The sequence below is a fragment of the Coleofasciculus sp. B1-GNL1-01 genome (genome assembly GCF_040220235.1).
Classification (GTDB): domain Bacteria; phylum Cyanobacteriota; class Cyanobacteriia; order Cyanobacteriales; family Coleofasciculaceae; genus Coleofasciculus.
On sequence record NZ_JAVJTO010000094.1, the window covers coordinates 17,066 to 42,544 of the forward strand.

A 25,479-nucleotide genomic window follows, 5' to 3' on the forward strand; every position below is an offset into this window, starting at 1 on the left:
GGAACTTCAGTTTAGACTTAAGCCAACGAGTGTGGCTTTTTTTAGCGTGGCACGGCGAGAATACCTCGGCTATGCAAAACCTAGACTGGGATGAATTGCCAATGAGAGGAAGCCTGCTTCAATCTTGCACATTATGCTATTATATTTTCCATAAATTGCCAAGTAGATATGATAGTTTTTGAGTTCAAAGTAAAAGCTAAATCTGCTCAATACGCAGCTATTGATGAGGCAATTCGGACAGCACAGTTTGTCCGAAACAAATGCTTGCGATACTGGATGGATAACCAAGGTATTAACAAGTATGATCTCAACAAATATTGCCGCGTATTAGCCAAAGAATTTAGCTTTGCTGCGGAACTAAACTCCCAAGCACGTCAGTCGTCTGCTGAACGTGCCTGGAGTGCTATTAGCCGTTTTTACGAAAACTGTCGGAATAAATTTAAAAGTCCCAAAGGCTTTCCTCGATTCAAAAAGAACTGCCGCTCAGTCGAATACAAGACAAGTGGTTGGAAACTATCGGAGAATCGGAAAGCTATCACCTTTACCGACAAGAAAAGAATAGGGCGACTAAAACTCAAAGGCACTTATGACCTGAACTTCTACCAACTCGACCAAATCAAGCGAGTAAGGTTGGTTCGACGCGCCGATGGTTATTACGCACAATTTGCGGTTAAAGCCGATCTGAGGATCAAAACCAAACCGACAGGGAGAGCCATCGGCTTAGACCTGGGAATCAAATACTTTTTGGCTGATTCTAACGGCAAGACTGAGAAATCGCCAAAGTTTTACCGTTGCTGTGAAAGACAGCTAAGTCGAGCTAACCGCAAAAAATCAAAGAAGTATCGCAGGGGAGCAAAACTACAGTCCAAAAACTATCACAAGTCAAGGAAACGATATGCCCGGAAGCATTTAAGGGTAAGTAGGCAGCGAAAAGAATACTGTAAGCGAGTTGCGTATTCCGTTATCCAATCTAACGATTTGGTAGCCTACGTAGACGCGCCAGCGGCTTGCCGAAGGCTAGATTTGAACGTGAAAGGGCTTGTAAGAAATCGTCACTTGTCTAAATCTATTTCTGATGCTGGTTGGTCTACGTTTCGACGATGGTTGGAATACTTTGGACATAAATACGGAAAAGTAACTGTAGCGGTTCCACCGCAATACACCTCCCAAGATTGTCCAAAGTGTCATCACAGAGTCAAAAAATCCCTATCTCAACGAACCCATGTTTGTGGCAATTGTGGGTTCGTTGAAGACAGAGATATTGCAGCTAGTCTGAATATCCTTCAAAAAGGATTAAGTACGGCAGGGCATGTCGGAAATTACGCTTGGGGAGACTTAACCTCTTGGGCGGTTGGAGCAATCCTGTCGTCTAACGGTGAGTCAGAGAACCAAGAATCCTCGTCCATAGTCTAGCTATGGGCAGGGAGTGTCAAGCTGGATACAGGAATAATAAAGAAACTATGAATATGACCAGTCATAATCAGCCATCTATTACAATTGCCGTCGTTGGTGATGTTCACGATCAGTGGGAAGCCCAAGACGCGATCGCACTCCAAAAGTTGGGGGTTGACTTGGTGCTGTTTGTCGGAGATTTTGGCAACGAGTCTGTGGGGGTGGTGCAGCGAGTTGCTTCTGTTGATCTGCCGAAAGCGGTAATTCTGGGAAATCACGATGCTTGGTATACCGCATCGGCTTGGGGACGGAAAAAATGTCCATACAACCGTCAGCAGGAAAATTGGTTACACGATCAGTTAGAGGCGTTGGGAGATGTCCATGTGGGTTATGGGTATCTTGACTTTCCTGAACTTCAACTTTCGGTTGTCGGGGCGCGTCCGTTTAGTTGGGGCGGATCAGCGTGGAAAAATCAAGACTTCTATCGGGATTGGTATGGGGTCAACAGTTTTGAGGAGTCCGTTGAACGAATTGTCGCCGCCGCCCAAGCTACAGACTATAACAGGATTCTTTTTTTAGGTCACAATGGACCAACGGGGTTAGGTGAAGAAGCCGAATCGCCTTGTGGGAGGGACTGGCATCCCTTGGGCGGCGATCATGGAGACCCGGATTTTGCCGCCGCGATCGCGCAAGTTCAGACACTGGGAAAACAGATTCCCTTGGTCACGTTCGGTCACATGCATCACCGATTACGCCACACAACCAAGCGATTGCGAACGATTGTCACAACCAGTTCAGAGGGAACCGTGTATCTGAATTCAGCCAGTGTACCCCGAATTGTGCAAACGGAAACAGACCGACTGCGGAATTTTTCGCTGGTGTCTCTGGAAGCGGGTGAGGTTGCTTCAATTTCTCTGGTTTGGGTGGGAAATGACTATTCTGTCGTACTCGAAGAGTTTCTCTATCGGCGTCCTCAACCCGTTGGTGGACAATTTGTTTCCAGACACTCGCCATGAACGCTCAGGCTTGGTATTATAGATAAGCCTGGAGAGGTGGCAGAGTGGTCGAATGCGCTCGACTTGAAATCGAGTGACCCAAAAGGTCCGTGGGTTCGAATCCCACCCTCTCCGTTCCTGTTGGGGAAGCTGGGGGAGCTGGGGGAGCTGGGGGAGCTGGGGGAGCCGAAATTAACGCAGGCGCGGAAGTCCTCACCCTCAACGATAGTAGGGTGAGGATGGACAGCGGAAAATTGAGGAACGAAATTTTCAAATTACAATTAACTTTTGGCGCTATAATAACAGTAACCCTCCTAGGTCTACATGGTAATGCATGGGCTAAAGATGGCATGGGCTAGGTGTGATAGAGATGTAGTCCTTGCGCGTTAATGAACTCGACCACCGTTCGCTTTATAGCGTCCAGAAAAGAATAGCGCAAGATGCCTAATGGCATTATTCGGTTAGTACAGACGCTTCAAAAGCGCGTCTCTACAACCGCAAACCGCTATCATCCAAGCGGACTAACAAAATATAACTGTCTGCGGAAGGCGGACAACTGCCTGTGGACGCTGAGTAAGACCAATAGAGGGCAACCTTTAGAGGCATCGGCGGATGAAGCGGGAAATCCTAAAGACGAATAAGACCGTCCTTGTTTAGCTAAGTTGGAAGCCCTAACTTCAGCGAAGCAAGTTAGGGTACTTCACATTAGAATTCTCGGCGATTTGTCTTGATTCCTATCTCCTGTCTCTCCTTAACCACGTCAAATTCCTAAAATTCCTACATAACTGATACGGCTACCAACCCAAGCTGGGACAAATTTGTTCCCTGCTCCCTGTTCCCTTTCCTAACCAAAATGTCCCGCTTTAGACCGATAATCCTGATACTGATAACTGATAACTTATGCAGGTAGAGTTTCGCGAGTATAACCCATTCGATTTGTGGATCTGGCTAGAGTTTGCCACTGTTCCTTCCCCCATGGAAAAAGATTATATTGAAGAGTTATTCAATTCCTGGTTTTATCTGGGGAAATTGGGCGGATTTGATGCGGAGAACCTGCAAGTGCAGGAGACGGGTGTGGATATTAGCTATATGGACTATGATGACCGAGAGACAGACAGCACCCTCATGGCGCTGATGCATAATCAAGGAGACTTTGATTATCAGGGAACCTGGGGGCGCTGCTGGTTTGACTTAGGCACATCTGATGCGATCGCACTCGATGTTCTAATCAATGCCCTCAAGCAACTCTCTAAAGAATACGTTCAAATCGAACGAGTCATTATCGGTGGTGAGAATGAAGATTGGCCCACAAAAAGCCGTCAAGAGTCTCTGTTTTACGAGTCTCAGGATAACGGGCAAGTGCGTTGAACCTGATTGGGTAGGGGCGGGTTTTACCAATAACGTTTGGCAACAACCGAGAACTTGGCTAAACCCGCCCCCTCATTCAAACCTAAAAATCAAAGGTCAACAAATCTCTCCTTGTCTCTGTGCTTCCCGGTTTATATCATCGAAACATACTGCTGACTGAACTGTCTTCATGAATACGCCAGATGGTTTCTCCCAATAAGTTAGCAACTGAAAGCACCGTAAGCTGATCAAAGTAATTGTCTTGAGCAACTGGAATTGTATTGGTGACAATCACTTCTTCAAAGATTCCACTGGAGAGGCGTTCAATCGCAGGTGGTGAAAAGACGGCATGAGTCGCACAAGCATACACTTGTCTAGCTCCCTCTTGACGCAAAATCTTGGCACCCGCAGCAATCGTCCCCGCCGTGTCAATCATATCGTCTACCAAAACAGCCGTTTTGCCCTTGACATCTCCAATCACGTTCATAACCTCTGCCACATTATGCGCTTGCCGTCGCTTGTCAATAATGGCTAAGGGCGCATCATCCAGCTTTTTGGCAAACGCCCTGGCTCTAGCTACGCCACCCACGTCAGGGGAAACAACCACCAGATCAGGTAATTGTTTACTCGCCAGATAGTCTAAGGTTACTGGAGAACCGTAGACATGATCGAAGGGAATATCGAAATACCCTTGGATTTGGGCAGAGTGTAAATCCATCGCTAATACCCGATTCGCGCCCGCCTCAGTAATCAAATTTGCCACTAACTTAGCGGTAATTGATTCTCGTCCGGCGGTTTTGCGATCGGCTCTGGCATAACCGTAGTATGGAATAACAGCAGTAATCTGCCGTGCGGATGCTCGCCGACAGGCGTCGATCATAATCAGCAATTCCATCAGGTTATCGTTTACCGGATGGCAACTCGGCTGAATTAGGTAAACGTCGCACCCCCGAATGGATTCTTGAATTTGAATGTATAACTCGCCATCGGCAAATCGTTTGCGAACCATTGGTCCAATGTCCATGCCCAAATAGCGAGCAACTTCTTGTGCTAGTGGAACATTAGCAGACCCAGAAAACAGTCGGAGACGATTATTATCCGCGATTAGCGGCAGCGTAGGCTGAAGCGTTAACGTTGCAGAACGGCTCACAGCAGACCCTCGAAGCTCATTTCAAGGCAATCTTAACATTTGCTGTTGTCTATGGTTCTAGTATTTCTCATAAATTGACAAATCGGGCAATCGTGATCCTTGCCCACCAGCCCAAATATACCAGGAATTTTAGATGTGATGCTTAAGGATGCTGCCTCAGTTGTTCACTTTATCCAATTGACCCAATAGTTTTCCCATTGAATTGACTAAAATATCCAATTATTAATCAAACTCATACAAATAGAACAAATAATTAACATTTTTTAAGAAAAAGCGAATCTAAAAGTAATAAATCAGTCAAAAGACAGAGGTTAAACAAACCAACTTAACGAAGTACCTGAACATAATGTTTTGGGGAGACGTCAAGAACTGTAAATCTGGCTGATTTCCTTCCGATTGAGTAGTATCCAAAACCTGTCATGGCTTCTGCTAACATCTAGCTAATGGGGGGACGTCTCAGGAGCCACAGATAAAATAAATATAATAAATGCCAGGATGTGACCATCTTCTCATAAAATTTAGACTTGTAGACTAGGAACTCACTATCCTTCCTGGCTGTTTTCCCCCAAACTCCAATTCACAAGCTCATGGAACAACCGATCGCCTCTGGAACTATTCTGCAAGCCCGTTACCACTTGATCCGAGTTCTGGGTCAAGGGGGATTCGGTCGCACTTACCTGGCGGAAGACCTGAATCGGTTTAAAGAACTTTGTGTACTCAAAGAATTGATTCCGCCTCAGACTGAAGCCTATACCTTGGAGAAGTCCAAAGAACTGTTCCAACGGGAGGCAACCACCCTCTATCAAATCAAACACCCGCAAGTCCCCGAATTTCGAGCCACGTTTGAGCAGGATGGGCGGTTTTTCTTGGCACAAGACTACGTGGAGGGGAAAACCTATCGCGAGTTACTCAATGAGCGCCTAGAACAGCTAGCTGGCAATTCTACATCCAGCACGGAAGCCGTGGGAATTCCCACACCGCCTCAAAATACACCCATGGGGAATCCCGTCTTCTCCGAAGCCGAAGTTAAACAGCTACTCCAGCAATTATTGCCCGTACTAGAACATATTCACACTAAGGGGATCATCCACCGCGATATTACTCCCGATAATATTATTCTGCGCCAGGGCGACCAACTCCCGGTATTAATTGATTTTGGTGTGGTCAAAGAACTGGCTACCCGTTTGCAGTCGCCCGATATGGCAACCCCAGCCACAACGGTTGGCAAACTGGGTTATGCTCCCAGCGAACAAATTCAAACCGGAAAATCCTATCCCAGTAGTGACCTCTATTCCCTCGCGGTTACTGGCGTGGTGCTACTGACAGGCAAAGAACCCAGGGAGTTACTGGATAATACCCAGTTAACCTGGAACTGGCAACGGTGGGTGACAGTGAGTGATGAATTTGCCCGGATTCTGAACCGGATGCTAAGTTACAGACCGGGCGATCGCTATTCATCTGCAACAGATGTACTCCAAGCTTTGCAATCTCCAGCCCCTCCAGCCGCCTCTACACCAGAACCAGACGCCAACGCTTCTGGGATGGCAACCGTAGCCGTAGGACGACGTCCGGAACCGCAGACACCACCCGCGAGAACACCCGCGCAATCTGAACCCGCGATTCCTGAACCGAGTAATGACTCGATTTGGGAAAAGCCTGGGATGGTTGTGGCAATTGGTGCAGTATTTGCCGTGATTGCAGGGTTGGGTTCTTGGGCAATTGCTAATCGACTAAGACAGGAACCGACTCCCCCAGACACAATTGTGGAGTCTCCGTCTCCTTTGCCCACAGAAACTGAATCTCCCTCACCTTCACCCACTCCCACCGAACCACGAGTCTATAGTCGGACTCTGGCTCTGTCTCCGGGTAGAGAACTATCTATCGAGAGATCATTACAGCCGAATACTATTGTTAACTACCAGATTCAGGCGGAACAAGACCAAACGTTAGAGGCTTTTATTCCCACGGAAGGGGTATATATGACCCTCCTCGGACCCGATGATCAACCAGTGAGCGATCGCGCGACACGGGTACAGCAATGGCGAGGTCAACTTCCCTATACCGGAGAATATACGGTTCAATTAAGTTTAATTCCAGGACTTCCAGAAACTGAGTACCAACTCAATTTAGACTTAACGGAAGCCCCCGAACCCACACCTTCGCCAACGGAAAGTCCATCTCCATCGCCATCTCCGTCTCCATCCCCATCCCCATCTCCGTCTCCATCCCCATCTCCCTCTCCCACTTACGAAACCGAACGACTGATCATTCCTGAAGGAGAACAGGCAATTCAGTTTCAAGGTCAAACCGCACCGCAACGGGTCAAACGGTATCGCGTCAACGTGGAATCCAATCAGCAACTAGCGGTAGAAGTTATTCAAGGTGATGTCACGTTAAATATCCGCAATCCTAATGGTCAGTTAATTGAAGATGCCTCAAACATCAACTTTTGGCAGGCACAATTGCCTCAAGGGGGCAACTATATCATTGATGTGATTGCCCAAAGACCAACCACTTTTACATTGGGTGTCAGTCTAACCAACCCTTAGATCCAACTCAAACCAATGACAAATGACCAATGACCAATGACAAATGACCCAAACATTACTAATTACGGGTACAAATACCGATGCGGGTAAAACGGTATTAACCACGGCTCTCGCCGCTTATTGGCAAACCTATTATCCGCAAAAACGGCTGGGAATTTTCAAGCCGATGCAAACGGGAACCGGGGATTGGGAACATTATCACCAGCAATTCAACCTGGATCAAACCCCTCAAGAGATTGCCCCGTTACAATTTAGCCACCCTGTCGCCCCACCAGTCGCGGCGGAACGGGAAGGACGATCGATAGAATTAAAAGGAGTCTGGCAGGCATTGAATCGCCTCCAGCAGCAACGGGATATTGTTTTAGTAGAAGGACTAGGGGGACTGGGTTCACCTGTAACCCATGAGTTAACCGTGGCGGATATCGCCAGAGATTGGAAATTACCGAGTGTCATTGTGGTGCCAGTGGCACTGGGCGCGATCGCACAAAGCGTAGCAACTGTCGCCTTAGCGCGTCAGTCGGGCGTTCAGATTAAAGGAATTGTCCTCAATTGTGTTCAGCCTCGTTCAGCAGAAGAGATTGCTGATTGGACTCCCATTGAGTTGATTCAGTCACTGACACAGGTTCCCATTTTAGGCATCCTGCCCCACGTAGCTGATCCCACTGATCTGAGCAAATTGGCTCAAGTGGCATCTGAGTTAGACATAGAGCGATTGTTCTAATGTAACGAAAAATCCTGGTGTTGTTTTAAGAATTGAATCAAATCAGTTGAAATAGCTGAATTTCTGTAACAGGTATATCAACATCATGGCGAATATCAAGGAAAATTAGAGAACCACCGACTATTTTTTTCCAGGTAATCACCCATTCCCCATAATTCAGTGGGTCATCTATGTGACGTATTCCCTTGATCAATCCCCGATCAAGTAGCTTGACATTTAATAATTTAAGGCATCCTAGTCCACACCAGGGCTAATAACTCATAACAAATGAAAAATGATAACCTTAATGTCTGCGATTGACTACCATCCGCTGACGGTTACACCAGACACCTGTCTGATCCATGTCATCGCACTCCTAAATCCAGGAACCCACGCCTGCCCATTCCCCGATGGGACAGGATCTTTGGCTTCAAGTTATAGCGAGGGTATAGATGAAAGCTGTGTCTTAGTTATAGAAAACGGGCAGTTAGTCGGAGTGATAACGTTGCGAGATTTGGTTCAAATTGTAGCGGAGAAAAGTCCTCTAGAAAATCTTCCTGTTGCTGAAGTGATGACTCAACCAGTGATTACACTGAAGCAATCCGAGTTGCGGGATAGTTTTAAAATGCTGAATTTATTCGAGTGCCATGGTATTCGTCACTTACCCATTGTCAATGATGACAATCAAGTGGTAGGAGTTGTCACACCTGAGAGTTTGCACCACGCTATGCCATCAATGAAACTGTTGAAAAGGCGTCGAGTAGCAGACGTCATGACACCTGAAATCATTAACATTACCCCCACGAACTCTGTACTAACTGTAGCGCAACGAATAGCCGAGCATGGAGTTAATTATGTTGTTATTTGTGAACAACAGAAAAATAGCCCTGTAGAGCCAAGCACGTTGTCAAAATCAGTAGATTCAAGACCATTTTTTGTTCCACTTGGTATCATTACTGAACGAGATATTGTCCAATTTCAGGCATTGGAACTCGATTTAAACTTGCCAGCTTATACACTGATGAGTTTTCCCCTATTGTGTGTGAATCCAGAAGAGTCGTTATGGACAGCTCATCAGAAAATGCAGCAGTGGCGAGTACAGCAATTAGGAGTCTGTAGTCATCAAGGAGAACTGTTGGGTATGGTTACTCAATCCAGTATTCTACAAACTCTTGACCCAGCACAGTTGTATCACTTTATTCAAGACTTACAGCAGCAACTGCATCAACAGCGTCAAATCATTTCCTCACTCCACGCTGAAAATCGGCATCTGCGACAAAATAGGGATGAGGGAGATAGGGGAGCTGGGGGAGCAGAGGGAGCTGGGGGAGCTGGGGGAGCAGAGGGAGCAGAGGGAGCTGGGGGAGCAGAGGGAGCAGAGGGAGCTGGGAGAGCAGAGGGAGCAGAGGGAGCTGGGGAAGCCGGGAAAATTGGGGATCAAGTGACCCCCATGGAACTGAGGGAGTGCCAACAAACGCAAGGGATTCTGCAAACTTTAAACCGTATTCTCAAAACCCTTAGTGAATCCCACCGAATATTGATGAGTGCCACCCAGGAATCTGAGTTATTCCAGAAGATTTGTCGTCTGATTGTGGAGGTAGGGGCGTATCGGGGGGCTTGGGTTGGGTTGACAACTGACGATACGTCCCAAACCGTGCAACCTGTAGCTGGATTTGAAGCGTTAAAGAAGGCAGAAGACAGAAAACATCATCCGCAAGAGTTTGAACTAAATAATTCTGAAAATAAGCAGTATCTAGAACGATTTGTTATGCCTGAGTTTAACCCATTCTCAGGTGAATCTCTTGTTGATAGCGTTTTGCAAACTGGACAACCGATAGTTTGTCGCCATATTCAGACTGATCCAAAGTTTACACCCTGGCGATCGCACGCCTTACAACAAGGGTATGGGGCGTTGATTATTCTACCATTACAGGTTAAAGATCAACCATTGGGTGTGTTAACTATTTATGCCGTGAACTCCGGATCATTTGCGCCGGAAGAGGTGCAGTTATTGAAAGAATTAGCGAATGATTTAGCCTCTGGTATGGAGGGGTTACGCACCCACCTTGCCCGTGAACAAGCCGAAGCTGAATTATGTCAGTTAAATCAAGAACTCGAAAGTCGGGTACAACAGCGCACGGCTCAACTTCAACAGGAAATTCAGGAACGTGAAGGGATAGAAGCGTCATTACAGCAAGAGTTTGATCTATTATCCCGTGTTATGGAAACCAGTCCTGTGGGGATCATTTGGGTGAATCCTCAGGGAAAAATCATGCTGATTAACCATCAAGCGGAACAAATCTTAGGTCTAAAGTCGGAAAAGATTTGCCTAGATTATCAAGATAAGCTGACTTGGTACAATCAGGATGAGTCAGGGGATTTAATGAAGTCTAAACAGTTACCGTTCTGGCATTTGGTGAAAACCAATCAGGCGGTTAATGATCTACACTATACCATTGAACGAGATGATGGGCGGCGAGTATTACTGTCAATTAACGGAACCCCTTTATTGAATCAAGCGGGTCAGTTAAAGGGTGTCGTATTTGCGATCGATAATGTCACCGAGCGAGTAAAAGCAGAGGAGGAACTGCGACAGAGCGAAGAACGATTTCGGACGGTTGCTAACTTTACGTATGACTGGGAATATTGGCTGAATCCGGATGGTCAGTTTCTCTATGTGTCTCCTTCCTGTGAACGAATCACCGGGTATTGTGCCGATGATTTTCTCCAGAACGCCAGTTTATTAGAGTCGATTATCTATCCAGAGGATCGAGAAAACTTTGTCCAACATGGGTGTGCCACGGCGGTAACTCAGAGGGTGTCAGGAATTGATTTTCGCATCTTAACTAAAACCGGAGAGTTGCGTTGGATCGCTCATATTTGCCAATCTGTACACAGTGCTGAGGGGCGTTGGTTGGGGATACGAGCGAGTAATCGGGATATTACCGAACGCAAACAAGCTGAGGAAGCGTTGCGAGAGAGTGAGAAACGTTTCCGGAGTATGTTTAATCAAGTGGCTGTCGGCATTGTCCAAGCGACGTTATCGGGTCAGTTTCTGTGGTTTAATCAAAAGTTTACCAACTTAGTGCAGTATAGTGCAGAGGAACTGCAAAACAAGACGTGCAAGGACATTACTCACCCCGATGATGTTGACCAGGAACTCACTTGTTTGAATCAGTTGTTGGCAGGAGAAATTGACACCTTTTCCCGTGAAAAACGCTATATTCGTAAAGATGGATCTGAGGTTTGGGTGAATTTAAGTGGGTCGCTGATCCGCAATAGTCAGGGTGAACCGAAATCTTATATTGGCGTAGTGCAAGATATCAGCGATCGCAAACAGGCACAAGCGGCGTTGCAGAGGCTGAATGAGCAACTGAAAGGGCGGGTGAATGAACTGGGTAGCCGCAACCGAGAAATGGTGTTACTTGGCAACTTGAGTGACTTTCTCCAAGCCTGTTTAACGGTTGATGAGGCATATCAAGCGATCGCGACATTGGTTGCTCCCTTATTTCCGGGAAGTTCAGGGGGAGTGTTTGTAATTAATCCCTCTGAGAATTGGGTAGAAGCCATGGCAACTTGGGGAATCGCTTTGGCGAGTCAGACGCTGTTTTCGCCTAAAGCGTGTTGGGCATTACGTCGAGGACGCCCCCATTTGGTAACCCAGCCACAATCTGGTTTACGCTGTCCCCATATTCATTCAGATAGTTCTCCTTTAGAATCTTTTTGTGTGCCGATGATGGCACAGGGAAAAGCGTTAGGAATTTTATATATTAGTTCGCCACAACCGGGACAATTGACCGAGGCAAAACAACGGTTAGCTCTAACGGTAGCGGAACATTTAGCTTTGTCGTTAGCCAATTTAAAATTACGAGAAACGCTGTCCCAACAGAGTATTCGAGATGCGCTAACTGGGCTATTTAATCGGCGTTATATGGAAGAGTCTTTAGAGCGGGAAATTCATCGAGCGCAGCGTCATCAGCGACCGATGGGGATTATTATGTTGGATATTGATCATTTTAAACATTTTAACGACACCTTTGGTCATGAAGCGGGGGATGCGGTGTTACGAGAATTAGGCATATTTTTACAACGAAGTATTCGGGCGTCGGATATTGCCTGCCGTTATGGGGGTGAGGAATTAATGCTAATTTTGCCCGATGCTTCACTGGCTGATACCAAGCAACGGGCAGAACAAATTCGCCAAGATGTTAAGGGTTTGCAGATCGAGTATCACCATCAACTCTTAGATGCGATCGCGATTTCTGTGGGTGTGGCGGCATTTGCTGAACATGGTTCCACGGCGGAGGAACTGATTGCGGCGGCGGATCGGGCGCTTTACCAGGCTAAAGCCCAAGGGCGCGATCGCGTGGTTACAGCAGATAAGTAGGTAGGTACAATAAAAGTTAATGGTCGAGATCGTCATTGAAATCGCTGCTGGGTTATAAATTTGTAGGGTGGGTTAGGCGGAATTTAATTAAGGCGATAACCCATCAATGAACTATCCGCCGTAACCCACCGAGATTACTACGTAAGATCCCCGACTTCGTAGGAGTTGTCAGGAATCTTTCTGTGTACCTCACTTTCTACCAAAAGCGCTGTAATTCGGGGAATGGTTAGAAAATACCCAGAACATTGAACACATTGATTAATTTCGGTTACGTTAGGTTCAAAGCGTAATTAAATAAAGGGCGGGTTTTGTTGTTCAGTTATCGGTGACAAGCCAAATCGAGCGGCTAAACCCGCCCCTACAGATCGGCTTCTTCTGTTCCCAGACGTTCCATGGAGACGTTCCACCGGAACCTGGAGACGTTGCAGGCAACGTCTCTACTAGCGCCCTTGGCAATGTGTCTGTTTTGCCTTCTGCCTTGTCTCCACTAAAAAGGCAGTATTAACCTGGATTTACTATTAAAGGAAGATACCTCCAGATTGGCTCCGGAGGCATCTTTTCGTTCTCAGTATAGTATTACGAGTTGTTAAGCAATCATGGTTGTTACCCCTTCTACCCCCCCTACCGTTAACGGTTCTGAGATCCGAGGTAAGATTCGCACCTTGCAATCGCAACTTGTCGAGTGGCGGCGGCGCTTGCACCAGCACCCGGAATTAGGGTTTACTGAACACCTGACGGCTGGATTTGTTGCCCAAAAGTTACAGGAGTGGGGAATTGAGCATCAAACGGGTATTGCTAAAACTGGGATCGTTGCCACAATAGAAGGCGATCGCATGGGTCCGGTGTTAGCGATTCGGGCAGATATGGATGCTTTGCCGATTCAGGAAGAAAACAATGTCCCTTATCGATCGCAACATGATGGAATTATGCACGCTTGCGGTCATGATGGACATACCGCGATCGCATTAGGTACAGCCTTCTATCTGTCCCAACACCGTCAAGACTTTGCGGGAACCGTCAAATTCATTTTCCAACCTGCTGAAGAAGGACCCGGCGGCGCTAAACCGATGATTGAAGCTGGCGTCTTAAAAAATCCGGATGTGGATGCTATTATTGGGCTACATTTGTGGAACAATTTGCCCCTGGGAACTGTTGGCGTTCGCCATGGTGCTTTAATGGCAGCAAGCGAGCGATTTCAGTGTAAAATTTTAGGCAAGGGGGGACATGGGGCAATGCCACATCAAACCCTAGACGCGATCGTCATTGGCACTCAAGTGGTCAACGCCTTGCAAACCATTGTGGCTCGTAATGTTGACCCAATTGAATCAGCCGTGGTTACGGTGGGAATGTTTCAAGCTGGTACAGCGTTTAATGTCATTGCTGATAGCGCCAAAATGAGCGGCACAGTGCGCTATTTCAATCCGCAATTGGCAGGGTATTTCAGCCAGCGTATCGAGCAAGTGATTGCAGGTATTTGTCAAAGTCACGGGGCGCAGTATGAACTTGACTACCAGCCGCTTTATCCGCCTGTAATCAATGACTCACAGATAGCCGAATTGGTACGATCCGTAGCTGAAGAAGTCGTCGAAACCCCTACAGGAATCGTACCCGAATGCCAAACCATGGGCGGGGAAGATATGTCATTTTTCCTAGAGGCTGTACCGGGTTGCTATTTCTTTTTGGGATCAGCGAATCCCAGTAAAGATTTAGCCTATCCCCATCACCACCCCCGGTTTGATTTTGATGAAACTGTGTTAGCAATGGGAGTAGAACTATTTGTTCGCTGTGTGGAAAAATTCTGCCAGTAATTCTCGATATTCGGGAAACCTGACAATCTAGGGTGTGCCTGCCAGATCAACGAAACGCGAAACCAGGGTAAGGTAACGAGTTCAAGGCTTTTATCGCTTTGCCTTTCATCCTTTCCCTCGCGTCGATTCACCAAGGGTGGGTCTATCGATGCCAAACGAGTCCCGCGATCGGCTCTCTCAAACCCTAGAAAATTATAGAGGAATTACCTCCCTCAGGAGAAGTCTATGTCAGCCCCCATCTACCTGAAACTACTGTCAACCCTAACCTTATGCCTAACCACACTGGGGTTCATGTCATCGGGGTTAACCCAACCGATTGTTTCCGATGACAGTACCGATACGACTGTGAATCAAGAGGGAAACCGCTTCGATATTGAGGGGGGGGAATTGTCAGGAGATGGCGCGAATCTCTTCCACAGTTTTAGTGAGTTTGGTTTAGATTCGGGACAAATTGCCAATTTTTTATCCAACTCATCGATACAGAATATTCTCTCACGAATTACTGGCGGTGATGCCTCGGTGATTAATGGGTTAATTCAAATCACTGGCGGCACTTCTAATCTGTTTTTGATGAATCCGGCGGGTATTATCTTTGGCAATGAGGCTCAATTAAACGTCCCCGCCGCCTTTACCGCCACAACCGCTACAGGGATTAGTTTTGGCGATAACCTGTTTAATGCTACCGGGATCAATGATTACACCTCTCTGGTGGGAACGCCCAATGGCTTTGTCTTTAATACACCAGAACCCGGTTCTATCGTTAATACAGGCACACTGGAAGTCAATTCTGAACAGAATCTCAGTCTAATTGGCGGTACGGTTGTGAGTACAGGTGAATTAGTCGCCCCAGACGGTCAAATTACTGTAACCACCGTTCCTGGTAATCAGTGGGTTCGGATTAGCCAAGCGGGACATTTGCTGAGTTTAGAGGTTCCGGCGGCGGCGACGGAAGTTCCATTTACTCCCCTTTCTCTTCCCCAACTGCTAACGGGAGGAAACGTTGGTAACGCCACAGGTTTGTCGGTAAATGAACAGGGTGAGGTTGCGCTTACGGGTTCAGGAATTGCGATTGACAAGGGTGATGTAGTTGCCAATACGGTAACGGGGGGAACGGCGTTACTTTCAGCAGAGAATAATCTCACGTTGGTGGAGAGTCAGTTAACCACAACGGGTAATTTGCAACTCTTGGCGCAGGATACGGTACGGGTGCGCGATACTGTGGCGAATCCATTTATTGCTGATGCGGGAAATGATTTAATTGTTCAAGGAAATCAAAAGGTTGATATCTTTGCCCTGAATCATGCCGCCAGTGGCTTCTTCTCTGGTGGGGATATGGTCTTCCGTTCTAGTAATACGATAAGCGGAGATGCTCACTACTCGACAGGCGGCGATTTCCGGATTGAACAATTGGATGGCAGTGAAGGAGATTTAGAAAGTCCCTATGATCCAATTATTCTAGCTACAGGAAATGTCGAACTGGGAGACTATACGGGGGCTTCGCTACATATTTTAGCTGGGGGTAGCGTCAATGTAGGAAATGTTGAAATTACGGGGGCAGATACAGTAGCTGATACCATTAATCCCAATAATACTACCTTGTTTAACGGGACTACTGAAATAGGGAAGTTGGCAACAGTCAACTTGTCAAATGGTGAATCAGTGATAATTAACGGCAATCAGCAACCAACATTAGACATTAGAGCAGGCGTAGATTGGTCACTCTTAGGAGGAGTACCAACTGTTACTTCACCGATAGACTCAACTAATCAATTTACAGGTGATAACCAACCTCCCACTTTTCCGGGAACAGTTACCAATGCAAATATTGATATCGGCAGTATTAAGATTGCCATTAATCAACCGGATGGAGTGGTATTGTTAACCAATCAGTACAATCCAAATGATTTAGGTGGAAATATTCAAATTGGAGCAATCAATGTAAGCAACGATTTGGGTAATGCTGGATCTGTTACTATTGACTCTCGTGAAAATATTGGAACTGCTTCAATTAAATCGAGAGCAAATGTGAGTGGTGATGGGGGTGCTATAATCCTTAATGCCGAAGGCAATATTGACATTGAAAACGCTAGTGGTAGTGATATTGATTCAAGGGGTGATAATGGAGGAAATATTACCCTTAATGCTGGTGGTACGATCAGGATGACGAATGCTCTTTCCCGAGGTAAAGATACTACGGGTGATGGAGGCGATATTACTATCACGGCTGGAGGAGATATTAACAGTGGCAATATCCAGACAAGTGGTGCAAATGGCGGAGAAATCACGATCAACAGCGGTGGTGTAATTGACACCACAGGTCCGCTAGGAAATGAAGGAACAATAGAATCCTGTAGTAATATTACCTGTGATGGTGCGGGTGAAAGTGGCGATATTGCCGTTGAAGCAACCAGCATTATTACCCGGGGCATTCAGTCAAATGGTGACTTAGATGGTAACATTAACCTGACCAGCAATGAAATTCAGCTTAAGCCCGCAGAAGTACCTGCAAATAGACCTGAAGTTCCCTTTATTAGAGGAACTGGAACGCTTCGGCTTCAGCCATTGGATATAGAAACAATAACTGTAAACACAGGAAGCAATGATCTAATCTTAGATAACCCTCTCCAGCTTGGGGGCAATATCAGTTTCAATACGAGTGGTGGTAATGTTACCTTGAATGGCACGGTTGATGGAGAATATGATTTAAGTTTAAATACGGACACGGGGACAGCACTATTTAATGGGATTGTTGGCAGTCTGAATTCCTTAAATATTATCAGCACAGACGCTAACGGAAAAACGATCATCAATCGTGATATAACTGCCAACCAGCTAGAATTCAACAACATGGTAGAAGTGCTGTCGAATTCAACATTAACGTTGACCCAAAGCGGAATGCAGCCTCCTCCAGCAATCGACTTTATGTCAAGTGTTGAATTAAAGGCTGATCTGACGATAAGCACGATTAGAAATAGTCAAATTAACTTTAATAGCACGGTTGATGGGACGTATGATTTGACCGTATTAAATCCAGGAGAAACGACATTTACAGCTGAAGTTGGCAGCATCAGCCGTTTGAATACCCTTAGGACAGATAACGAGGGAACAACCCAAATCAATAACAATATTACCGCTAATCAAATCGACATCCAAGATGCAGTCGAGGTGCTGTCCGACTTATCGTTAACGGCGGATGAAATTGAATTCGGCTCAACGATTACGGGAACCAATCAAAATCTGATCCTTCAATCGTCAAATACTACTGATATCTTTAGCCTAGTCGGATCAGGGACATCCTCCGAGGAAGCGGGATTCCAAGATGGTTTCGAGAGTCTGACAATTCGCAGTACGAATAGCGGCGGACAAATTGATTTAAGCAATCTCACGTTCAGTGATCCCGTAACAATTCAAATGCCTGATGGTGTGATCGCAATTAATGGCAAGATTACGGGTATAGATGATGCTTCAATTACACTCAACAGTGCCACCACTAACTTAAATGCCGATATCACGACTGTAGATGGTAGTATAGCGTTTAATGCAGACAACGTTAGACTGGGTAATAATGTTACTCTCAGCAGTGGTAGTAACCCAATTCGCTTTCAAGGTACGGTTGATGGCAATCATGATTTGACACTATTGAGTTCGGGTACAACAACCTTTGGCGGTGCGGTTGGTGGTTCTACCCGACTGAATAGTCTCACGACAGATTCTGGCGGAATAACTCAATTCCAGGGGAACGTTACGGCAAATCGCTTGGATTTACAAGATCGGGTAGATGTGCTATCCAATTTATCCCTAACCGCCGCAGAAATTGACTTGAATTCAATTGAGACAAGCACCAATCAAACCCTGACACTGCAACCTCTAAATCCGAACCAAGACTTTAGTGTAAATGGTGGGATATTCAAAGACGGTTTCCAGAGTATAACCATTGGACAAGAATCAGGGAGTGGCACAATTACACTGGATGATAATTTTACATTCAATGATCCTGTGACGATTCAGTCGTCTAGTGGGGAAATTGTTCTTAATGGTATGCTGATGGGTGAAGATAATGCCGCGATTACCCTTGATGCTGCTACGACAACACTGAATTCTAATATCACAACCTCAGGTAATAGTCTCACGTTCTTAGGAGACAGGGTTAATTTAGGCGCTGATGTTGACCTGAATACGGCGAGTGGTAATATCAATTTTAGTGGCATTGTAGAGGGCGATCGCACTTTACGTATCTTCAGTAGCGGAACCACCACATTCTCTGGTGCTGTGGGTAGTATCACACCGTTAAATAGTCTCACCACTGACGCCGGAGGAACCACCCAATTTGGCGGAGATGTTACGGCGAATCGTTTAAGTATCCAAGATTCCCTGGCTGTCTTATCGGATTTATCCCTAACTGCATCAGAGATTACCTTGGGTGCAACGGTAACGGGATCAAATACTAATTTAGTTTTGCAACCGCTTAATCCCACTCAAAAGTTTACTCTCACCAGAGGCGTGTTTGAAGACGGGTTCCAGAGTCTCAGGATTGGCAGGGAAAATGGCAGTGGCGAGATCGAACTCAATGGCAATCTCACCGTTAGCGATCCGCTATCTATCCTATCACCAACAGGTTCAGGTTCGATCACCGCCACAGGTACAATTACCGGATTCGATAATGCCACAATTAACCTACTGGCGAATCAAGCTATTAATGTAAATGATATTACGGCGAATGCGGGGATTTCTCTCACCAGTAATCAAAGGGCTGTCACTACCGGAAATCTGAATACGTCGGGAGTGAATCAAGGGGGAGATATTACAGTACAAGCCAAAACGGAGATTCAAACGGGTGCGATCAATTCCAGTGCAACTCAGGGCGATGGGGGGAATGTCACCTTAGATCCAGAAAACGATATCGAAGTGGATTCGATTAATGCTCAAGGTGGCATCAACGGCAGAGGTGGTAACGTTGATATTACCACAGAACAATTTTTCCGCGCTACCGAGACATTTAGCGATCGCACGGGTACAACCACCAGTATCTCCACCGCAGGCGGGAATGGTGGTGGATCAGTGATCATCCGCCATCAAGGAGGGAAATTGGGTATCCCCTTCACCGTCGGACAAGACTATAATAACGAGAATGGAACACGAGGCGCGATCGCAACCGGAAGCGATAATCAAATTACCGAGGGTTCCTATCCCAATCCTTATACTCAGGGAATTGCACCGAGTCAGATTCAACTGATTACACCAGAAACAAGCAGTGCATCGTCACCCGAAAATCCGCTGATTCTGCAAAAAGAGTCCCCCTCACAACCTCAGGTAGAAACCGACGTGCCATCTGTAACAATTGACACCGTATTTGGCACAATTGATGCGGCGTATACCCAAGAATTTGAATCCTATCTTGGCAAACCAGCCACTCAAATTCTCACCTTAACTCAGGCGCGTCAACTTTTGCAGGATATTGCCCAAGAAACAGGGGTCAAACCTGCATTAATTTATGTCATGTTTGTTCCCAGTAGCATCTCTTCTGAATCAGCTACCCCCCAAGACAATGATCAACTGGATCTCGTCTTAGTTACCGCCCAAGGAGAACCCATTCACAAATCCATACCCATCACCCGCGCTGAAGTTTTACAAGTAGCGCAACAGTTTCAACGAAGTGTAACCAATGTCCGAGATACTAAGGGTTACTTAGCCCCAGGAAAACAACTCTACGACTGGTTAATTACGCCATTAGAAGCTGACTTACAAGCCCAAGGCATTCAAAACTTGGTGTTTGTGATGGACAGGGGTTTACGTTCCATTCCCGTAGCCGCCCTACACAATGAACAACAATTCTTGATCGAGAATTATAGTGTAGGAATTATGCCCAGTTTAAGCCTTACTGATACTCGCTACCAAAGTGTGCAAGATACCCAAGTTTTGGCAATGGGGGCAGAACGATTTAGCGATAAAAAGCCGTTACCCGCCGTTCCCGTGGAATTAGAAGCGATTACCCAGAAACTATGGCAAGGTCAATTTTTCCTAGATGAAGGCTTTACTCTAGATAATCTGAAAGCCCAACGGAAAAAACAACCCTTTGGGATTATTCACCTCGCCACCCATGCCGATTTTCGTCCCGGTGCGATCAGCAATTCCTACATCCAGTTATGGAATAGTAAGCTACGCCTTGATCAATTGCCAGAATTAGGATGGAATGATCCTCCTGTAGAATTACTGGTACTCAGTGCTTGTCGTACTGCATTAGGGGATGAAAACGCCGAATTAGGCTTTGCCGGATTAGCGGTGCAAGCGGGAGTCAAATCAACCTTAGCCAGTTTGTGGTATGTCAGCGATGAAGGTACATTGGCACTAATGACCCAATTTTATGATCACTTAAGAACGGCTCCCATTAAAGCAGAAGCCTTACGACAGGTGCAAATCGATATGCTTAAGGGGCAAACTAAACTGGAAAATGGTCAACTGATTACGTCTGCGGGAACGATTTTGTTACCCTCTGAATTGCCCCAATCACAAGATTTAACCCATCCGTATTATTGGGCATCTTTCACTGTCGTGGGGAATCCTTGGTAAAAACTGGCGGAAATTTTTGGCTGAGTCCCCCACTCCCCTGCTCCTTTACCTCATAATGAGAATTGGAGAGTTTATGAAGAAACGTAACAATGCCTAAAGCTATCTGGAACGACACGGTTCTCGCCGAGAGCAACAACTGTCAGATTGTCGAAGGAAACTATTATTTTCCCCCAGACTCAATCAACCAGGAGTATTTCAAGGAAAGCAGTACCCATACCAGCTGTCCCTGGAAGGGTCAAGCCAATTACTACACCATCGAAGTTGATGGGCAACAGAATAAAGATGCAGCCTGGTACTATCCTCAAGCAAAAGAGAAGGCGAAAAATTTTGAGGGCTATGTTGCCTTTTGGAGAGGAGTAAAAGTTGAAGCATAGCTAAGCTGTCATGCATTTAAATTGGGAATGGGTAGCGAGCAAGATGCTCGCACTACACGGCTTTCGCCATTATTGACATTAAGGTTTAAATGCCGAACAGCTTAGTATGGGTTTAGAATCCTCGCCCAACTTAAATATACAGCGCAAAGCGCTGTAATAAAGTACAGTAGATCAAAGTCCCCCTTCAGATCCCCCTTCCGTCCCCCTTAAAAAGGGGGAGACCAAAGGATGCTTCGCGTTTTGTTCCATGGGGATTTAGGGGGATCGACAATGTACCGCATAGCAAAGTAAACTGCTGTAACACTCTCTGTAAAACGCTACAGCTAGACCTGAATCCCTTCTACCTACTTTTTAACCGCCCTGTCACCCCCGGGAGTTTGCCAGTTTTCCCGATGGAAATTTGGCTGAGATTGAACCCAGACGTTTGCACCCGATTCAATTAACTCTTGCTCAATTTGCACCGCATTCTCTACTATCGCTGCTGTCAAATTCATCGTCTTTAGATAGACATTATAAGCCGCGACTGGCACATTTAAAACAGAACTCCAGGCTTCCTCTTGTTGGTGAAACACCTGAATTTCTGGCTTTTGTTCAGGGAATCCCTTTCCTATCTTTAATCCACATAACTCAATTTCTGACGCCGATGGTGGTTGATCAATTAAACCATGATAGTAATCTCCCACATTCAGCAATACGTCATAAATCTCTCTAGACAACCGTTTGCCAATGGGATGAGACAAATTACAGGTTAACATTGGCAGTACATGCCAAGTTTGAGCGAGCAAATCTTGTCTAATGCCAGACACAGTAGCGGGAATCAGCAGATCAACAGAACTCAGAAAATCCGTGTTCAGAGAAAGAACCATGACGGAAACAACTTGCCACTCCTCTGCGGCGACAGGCGATTCAGGTTCCTTCACAATCATCACATAGCGCGATGGCGAATTCCCCGCCAGAAACCTTCGTGCGGAATCAGGAAATAGATGCTGTTGCTCCTGTGGAGAAAACTCTAGAGGACTATACACCGAGCGATTAACCTCCCAGATTTCTCCAGGTTGAGGGGGTTGCTGGTTTAATGTTGAACCTTTAGGAAACCTGTATTCATTATAGTTTATACGCATTTGATTCTAGCTCCAGACAATACCGTACTCTGCTCTGATGAGAAAGCAAATCACCTGAAACCTAGCCTACTCTAAATTTCACCAAACGGCGTATAAAAATTGATCAACTTTACCAAAACTTCAAATCGTTAGCCCGGATAGATAGGGAGCCTATTAGCTTTGACATAATGGTCATGCTAACTTGCTCTCGTTGGGTTTCCTTCCTCAACCCAACCTACTCTCGTTGACTCTTCAAATCGCTAGCCCGGATGGATACACCTCATCGACTTATGATTGTTTAAACTTCCCTCAAACCCTCACCAATGAGGGATGACAAATGATAAATGACGCTCCTTACCAACCTTGAGTTGAGCGCACTCGCTGAACCTTTTGACGGCTTGTCGCTTCGATTTCAGATTGAACCGTTGCAGGTTTCATCAATCCTAACTCTTCAGCAAGGTATTCTAATAACTCGCGCCAACGTTTTGAGACAGCACCTTGAGTTTTTAAGCCCAAATCAGCAGCCAGTTGGACTTGAGTTTTGCCTTGTACTTTACCATACCAGAGTTTTTGATAACCCCGATTAGGATGACGTTTATCCAGCACGGAAATCGCATCAATGGCGCGGCTAACTAAATCTGCACGTTCTACAGTATCCAACAAATCCAACTTATCCTGTATCGTTTCCAATAAAGGCAAATCCGTTCCCGGAATGGTTTGGTCTAAACTGATACAGTTTTGTCGTTTTTCCTTACGCACCAAGTCAATAATCGCAAAACGTGCCACCATTGCCGCCCAGTGGTAGAAGTCTTGGACATCCCCTTGGCGGAACTTTCCCGCCATTACAGCTTGAAATACTTTAGCATGGGCAGTTTGGGCAGCATCTTCCCAGGAAACAGCCGTACCTCTCGTATTTTTACGGGCAATTCTTTCAATTCTCCGTTGATGTTCCAAGTGGCTCAGAAGTTGCCCACAAACCAGACAATCTCCCTTGAGACAGCGTTTTATTGGGTCTTCAGGAAGAAGAGCGTGATTAAATTGCTGAGTCATATCCAGTCTGGCTAAAGATTATATTATGTGCCTTGTTTCGTCAAATGGGTTGACTGTGTAGAAAAATTCACGGGTACAAGAGACTCCTACACAGATGTGTAGAAGTCATCGATGAGCTGAAAGCATTACATCATAGCAAAAGTGTCGGAAGGTTGATCAAGAAATCACCAAACCTGCGGCTGACTAGGTAGAAAGACTTATGACTCCAGGCGGGTAGTTGTTGTTCCAATTTTTGGTCAAGCACCGGGTTCTAATCGCAACGACTCAACTGACAACAAAATTTTTTTCGGGGATTTCGGAATAGTTGGCTCTTAGGATTCGTTACAGATCACTAGGTAAGGGAAGGGCAGCGGATGAGTTCCTCTCCTGCTTGTGCTGGTGAGCCTTCGCGAATAAAAATTAGTGGCGTCCAAAATCCCAGCATTAGCGTATTGATTTTCATGATTTTGTCTGACAAAAACAGATTCTACTCATTACTCGCCAGAAGAGAGTTAATTTTACGCAGAACATTGACTTTGTTTACAAAATGTTACTTTGACTGCATAGGACATCGGTCAAGAAACCGGGTTTCTTTGGGTGAAAGGTTGGTATGGCGTTGTCATTCTCACGAAAAACCCGGTTTCTGGGAATACTTGACCGTATTATAGACACCTTGCGCCCCTACACTTGGATGTATCACATTAGCTTGGAAACTGCAATATAATCATGCAAAACGTGATTTTGAATTGGTCAATCTCCCTGGTTTTATTAACCTTGACAGTCGCTTGCATGAGTAATCAGTATGTTCCCTATCGCCCAGTTATTCGCTCGCAAGATGAGTTAGTGGTTTCCGATGCGGCTGTTAACCCAGAACACCAGGAAAATATCAAGCGAGTCTTTGATTTCTATAGTGTTCCTTATCGCGAAGAGAATGGACAAATCCTGATCCCAGCTAAAGTTTGGCAAGATCGGGAACTGATGTGGAACTATACGACAAAGGCGAATGATTCGGAGTGGCTACGTCAACAAGAAGAAGATGTTAAGTCCACGCCCTAAAAAATGTATTTGTCTGCCAACTCGCCGCCGTGCGCTGTTCAATCGCCGCCAATTCCATCTCATCCAATGGCTGAAAACGGCTGGCGACTTCCACATTTGACTCTAACTGTGGCACATTTTCCGCCGCAATTACCGCACAGTGAACCCCGGATTGAGAGAGAGTATATCCCAGCGCCTGGTGCATCCCGTCTAAAGCACCGGATTTAAACAACCGCCCATAAGCCGGGACTTTCATGGCAATCACACCCACCTTTTGCTTTCGCGCCACGGGTAAAACGGTGGGAATAAAGGGACGGGGGTGATGTTTATCCGCCGCATTAATACAGACCAGAGTAGTATCAAAGGGATAACGCTGCAATCCAGCCGCAATCACATCGGGTTCGTGGTGTCCAGTAATCCCAGAGTATTTAATCAAGTTTTGGGCTTTGGCTTCTTCGATCGCTTTAGCCGCCCCCGTTGAACTAAAAATCGTATCGAGTTCTTCGTGAAACGAGACGTGGTGCAATTGCCACAAGTCCAAATAATCGGTATTCAAGCGTTTGAGCGATCGCTCCAACTCCCGCCACGCCCCATCGCGATCGCGGGCGGCGCTTTTACTGGCGAGAAATACCTGCTGTCGGTAGTTTGGTAAGATTTTACCGAGATAATCTTCACTCGGTCCATAACTCGCCGCCGTATCAAAGTAACGGATTCCTAATTCTAACGCCCGTTGAATAATCGCCAACGCCTCAGCTTCCTGGTTCGGTTTGGATAAGGGTGTCTTCCCTGCCCCTCCTAAGCCTAAAATAGGCACAGAAACCCCTGTATCTCCTAACATCCGTTCCGGCATTGTGGTGGTTCCAGAGACTGACATGGCGAGGGTTTCCGCTGACTGCTGTTGGGAAGCTGAGGATTGATGTTTTTTCCACGCCGCACTTCCCACAATTCCACCTGCTACCGCCATACCCGTTAGGAGAAATGTGCGTCGGTTTGTTTTTTCGGACATATACTGCACCTCCAGACTTTCTTCCCATTGTGCTGAGTTT

At 46.1% G+C, this 25,479-nt stretch carries 17 protein-coding genes and 1 tRNA gene; 13 read left to right on the forward strand and 5 right to left on the reverse strand.

The window, feature by feature from the left end:
* Window positions 1–168 precede the first annotated feature (168 nt).
* The 6 genes from RID53_RS22960 to RID53_RS22985 all read left to right on the forward strand — a co-directional run bounded on the left by RID53_RS22960 (window position 169) and on the right by RID53_RS22985 (window position 3,755).
* On the forward strand, window positions 169–1,413 hold the full coding sequence (locus tag RID53_RS22960; protein ID WP_446390310.1) for an RNA-guided endonuclease InsQ/TnpB family protein: 1,245 nt from the start codon (window positions 169–171) through the stop codon (window positions 1,411–1,413).
* Between the two features lie 53 nt (window positions 1,414–1,466).
* Window positions 1,467–2,408, forward strand: a complete 942-nt coding sequence (locus RID53_RS22965; RefSeq protein WP_446390386.1) for a TIGR04168 family protein — start codon at window positions 1,467–1,469, stop codon at window positions 2,406–2,408.
* Between the two features lie 30 nt (window positions 2,409–2,438).
* Window positions 2,439–2,522, forward strand: a tRNA-Ser gene (locus RID53_RS22970).
* On the forward strand, window positions 2,498–2,746 hold the full coding sequence (locus RID53_RS22975) for a hypothetical protein (RefSeq protein WP_446390311.1): 249 nt from the start codon (window positions 2,498–2,500) through the stop codon (window positions 2,744–2,746). Before RID53_RS22970 ends, RID53_RS22975 begins: the two co-directional genes overlap by 25 nt.
* Before the next feature lie 81 nt (window positions 2,747–2,827).
* Window positions 2,828–3,028, forward strand: coding sequence for a hypothetical protein (locus RID53_RS22980; protein WP_446374710.1), 201 nt, complete (start codon window positions 2,828–2,830; stop codon window positions 3,026–3,028).
* A 259-nt stretch (window positions 3,029–3,287) separates the two neighbouring features.
* Window positions 3,288–3,755 carry a DUF3531 family protein gene (locus RID53_RS22985; protein WP_446390312.1) on the forward strand — a complete coding sequence of 156 codons (468 nt, stop codon included), beginning with the start codon at window positions 3,288–3,290 and terminating at the stop codon, window positions 3,753–3,755.
* Window positions 3,756–3,891: 136 nt separating this feature from the next.
* Here RID53_RS22985 and RID53_RS22990 read toward each other — a convergent pair whose 3' ends face one another.
* The gene (locus tag RID53_RS22990; protein WP_446390313.1) at window positions 3,892–4,884 is read right to left on the reverse strand and encodes a ribose-phosphate pyrophosphokinase; all 993 of its coding nucleotides are present in this window, start codon (window positions 4,882–4,884) and stop codon (window positions 3,892–3,894) included.
* Window positions 4,885–5,471: 587 nt separating this feature from the next.
* Here RID53_RS22990 and RID53_RS22995 point away from each other — a divergent pair.
* Together RID53_RS22995 and bioD are read left to right on the forward strand one after the other, a co-directional pair.
* Window positions 5,472–7,433 (forward strand): protein kinase domain-containing protein, encoded by a 1,962-nt coding sequence (locus RID53_RS22995; RefSeq protein WP_446390314.1) that lies wholly within the window; start codon window positions 5,472–5,474, stop codon window positions 7,431–7,433.
* Between the two features lie 43 nt (window positions 7,434–7,476).
* A complete protein-coding gene (gene bioD, locus RID53_RS23000; protein WP_446390315.1) occupies window positions 7,477–8,154 on the forward strand; it encodes a dethiobiotin synthase in 678 nt (225 codons plus the stop codon).
* Window positions 8,155–8,191: 37 nt separating this feature from the next.
* Here the strand turns inward: bioD and RID53_RS23005 are convergent, their stop codons facing one another.
* Complete coding sequence (locus tag RID53_RS23005) at window positions 8,192–8,347, reverse strand: hypothetical protein (protein ID WP_446390316.1); 156 nt, start codon at window positions 8,345–8,347, stop codon at window positions 8,192–8,194.
* 81 nt (window positions 8,348–8,428) lie between these two features.
* Here RID53_RS23005 and RID53_RS23010 point away from each other — a divergent pair, with 81 nt between their 5' ends.
* The 4 genes from RID53_RS23010 (at window position 8,429) to RID53_RS23025 (ending at window position 21,269) form a co-directional block, all read left to right on the forward strand.
* Complete coding sequence (locus tag RID53_RS23010; protein ID WP_446390317.1) at window positions 8,429–12,520, forward strand: PAS domain S-box protein; 4,092 nt, start codon at window positions 8,429–8,431, stop codon at window positions 12,518–12,520.
* 596 nt (window positions 12,521–13,116) lie between these two features.
* Complete coding sequence (locus tag RID53_RS23015; RefSeq protein ID WP_446390318.1) at window positions 13,117–14,328, forward strand: M20 family metallopeptidase; 1,212 nt, start codon at window positions 13,117–13,119, stop codon at window positions 14,326–14,328.
* A gap of 225 nt (window positions 14,329–14,553) precedes the next feature.
* Window positions 14,554–20,895, forward strand: coding sequence for a CHAT domain-containing protein (locus RID53_RS23020; protein ID WP_446390319.1), 6,342 nt, complete (start codon window positions 14,554–14,556; stop codon window positions 20,893–20,895).
* 89 nt (window positions 20,896–20,984) lie between these two features.
* The gene (locus tag RID53_RS23025; protein WP_446374948.1) at window positions 20,985–21,269 is read left to right on the forward strand and encodes a DUF427 domain-containing protein; all 285 of its coding nucleotides are present in this window, start codon (window positions 20,985–20,987) and stop codon (window positions 21,267–21,269) included.
* Between the two features lie 344 nt (window positions 21,270–21,613).
* On the opposite strand, the gene RID53_RS23030 is transcribed toward RID53_RS23025, so the two are convergent.
* Together RID53_RS23030 and RID53_RS23035 are read right to left on the reverse strand one after the other, a co-directional pair.
* Entirely contained in the window at window positions 21,614–22,390 is a 777-nt protein-coding gene (locus RID53_RS23030; protein ID WP_446390320.1) for a hypothetical protein, read from the reverse strand.
* Window positions 22,391–22,723: 333 nt separating this feature from the next.
* Window positions 22,724–23,419, reverse strand: coding sequence for a sigma-70 family RNA polymerase sigma factor (locus RID53_RS23035; RefSeq protein WP_446390321.1), 696 nt, complete (start codon window positions 23,417–23,419; stop codon window positions 22,724–22,726).
* 705 nt (window positions 23,420–24,124) lie between these two features.
* Between RID53_RS23035 and RID53_RS23040 the strand changes: the two genes are divergently transcribed.
* The gene (locus RID53_RS23040) at window positions 24,125–24,454 is read left to right on the forward strand and encodes a hypothetical protein (RefSeq protein ID WP_446390322.1); all 330 of its coding nucleotides are present in this window, start codon (window positions 24,125–24,127) and stop codon (window positions 24,452–24,454) included.
* Here RID53_RS23040 and RID53_RS23045 read toward each other — a convergent pair.
* Window positions 24,438–25,439, reverse strand: coding sequence for an aldo/keto reductase (locus RID53_RS23045; RefSeq protein WP_446390323.1), 1,002 nt, complete (start codon window positions 25,437–25,439; stop codon window positions 24,438–24,440). The two genes, RID53_RS23040 and RID53_RS23045, sit on opposite strands and share 17 nt — an antisense overlap.
* Window positions 25,440–25,479: the final 40 nt, after the last annotated feature.

Excerpts from the sequence above, each read along its gene's own strand:
- bioD (WP_446390315.1), top strand. The coding sequence starts at position 7,477 with ATGACCCAAACATTACTAATTACGGGTACAAATACCGATGCGGGTAAA.
- RID53_RS22980 (WP_446374710.1), top strand. The coding sequence starts at position 2,828 with ATGCCTAATGGCATTATTCGGTTAGTACAGACGCTTCAAAAGCGCGTC.
- RID53_RS23010 (WP_446390317.1), top strand. The coding sequence starts at position 8,429 with ATGATAACCTTAATGTCTGCGATTGACTACCATCCGCTGACGGTTACA.
- RID53_RS23020 (WP_446390319.1), top strand. The coding sequence starts at position 14,554 with ATGTCAGCCCCCATCTACCTGAAACTACTGTCAACCCTAACCTTATGC.
- RID53_RS23040 (WP_446390322.1), top strand. The coding sequence starts at position 24,125 with ATGCAAAACGTGATTTTGAATTGGTCAATCTCCCTGGTTTTATTAACC.
- RID53_RS22960 (WP_446390310.1), top strand. The coding sequence starts at position 169 with ATGATAGTTTTTGAGTTCAAAGTAAAAGCTAAATCTGCTCAATACGCA.
- RID53_RS23030 (WP_446390320.1), bottom strand. The coding sequence starts at position 22,390 with ATGCGTATAAACTATAATGAATACAGGTTTCCTAAAGGTTCAACATTA.
- RID53_RS23015 (WP_446390318.1), top strand. The coding sequence starts at position 13,117 with ATGGTTGTTACCCCTTCTACCCCCCCTACCGTTAACGGTTCTGAGATC.
- RID53_RS23035 (WP_446390321.1), bottom strand. The coding sequence starts at position 23,419 with ATGACTCAGCAATTTAATCACGCTCTTCTTCCTGAAGACCCAATAAAA.
- RID53_RS22995 (WP_446390314.1), top strand. The coding sequence starts at position 5,472 with ATGGAACAACCGATCGCCTCTGGAACTATTCTGCAAGCCCGTTACCAC.
- RID53_RS22965 (WP_446390386.1), top strand. The coding sequence starts at position 1,467 with ATGACCAGTCATAATCAGCCATCTATTACAATTGCCGTCGTTGGTGAT.
- RID53_RS22985 (WP_446390312.1), top strand. The coding sequence starts at position 3,288 with ATGCAGGTAGAGTTTCGCGAGTATAACCCATTCGATTTGTGGATCTGG.
- RID53_RS23025 (WP_446374948.1), top strand. The coding sequence starts at position 20,985 with ATGCCTAAAGCTATCTGGAACGACACGGTTCTCGCCGAGAGCAACAAC.
- RID53_RS23045 (WP_446390323.1), bottom strand. The coding sequence starts at position 25,439 with ATGTCCGAAAAAACAAACCGACGCACATTTCTCCTAACGGGTATGGCG.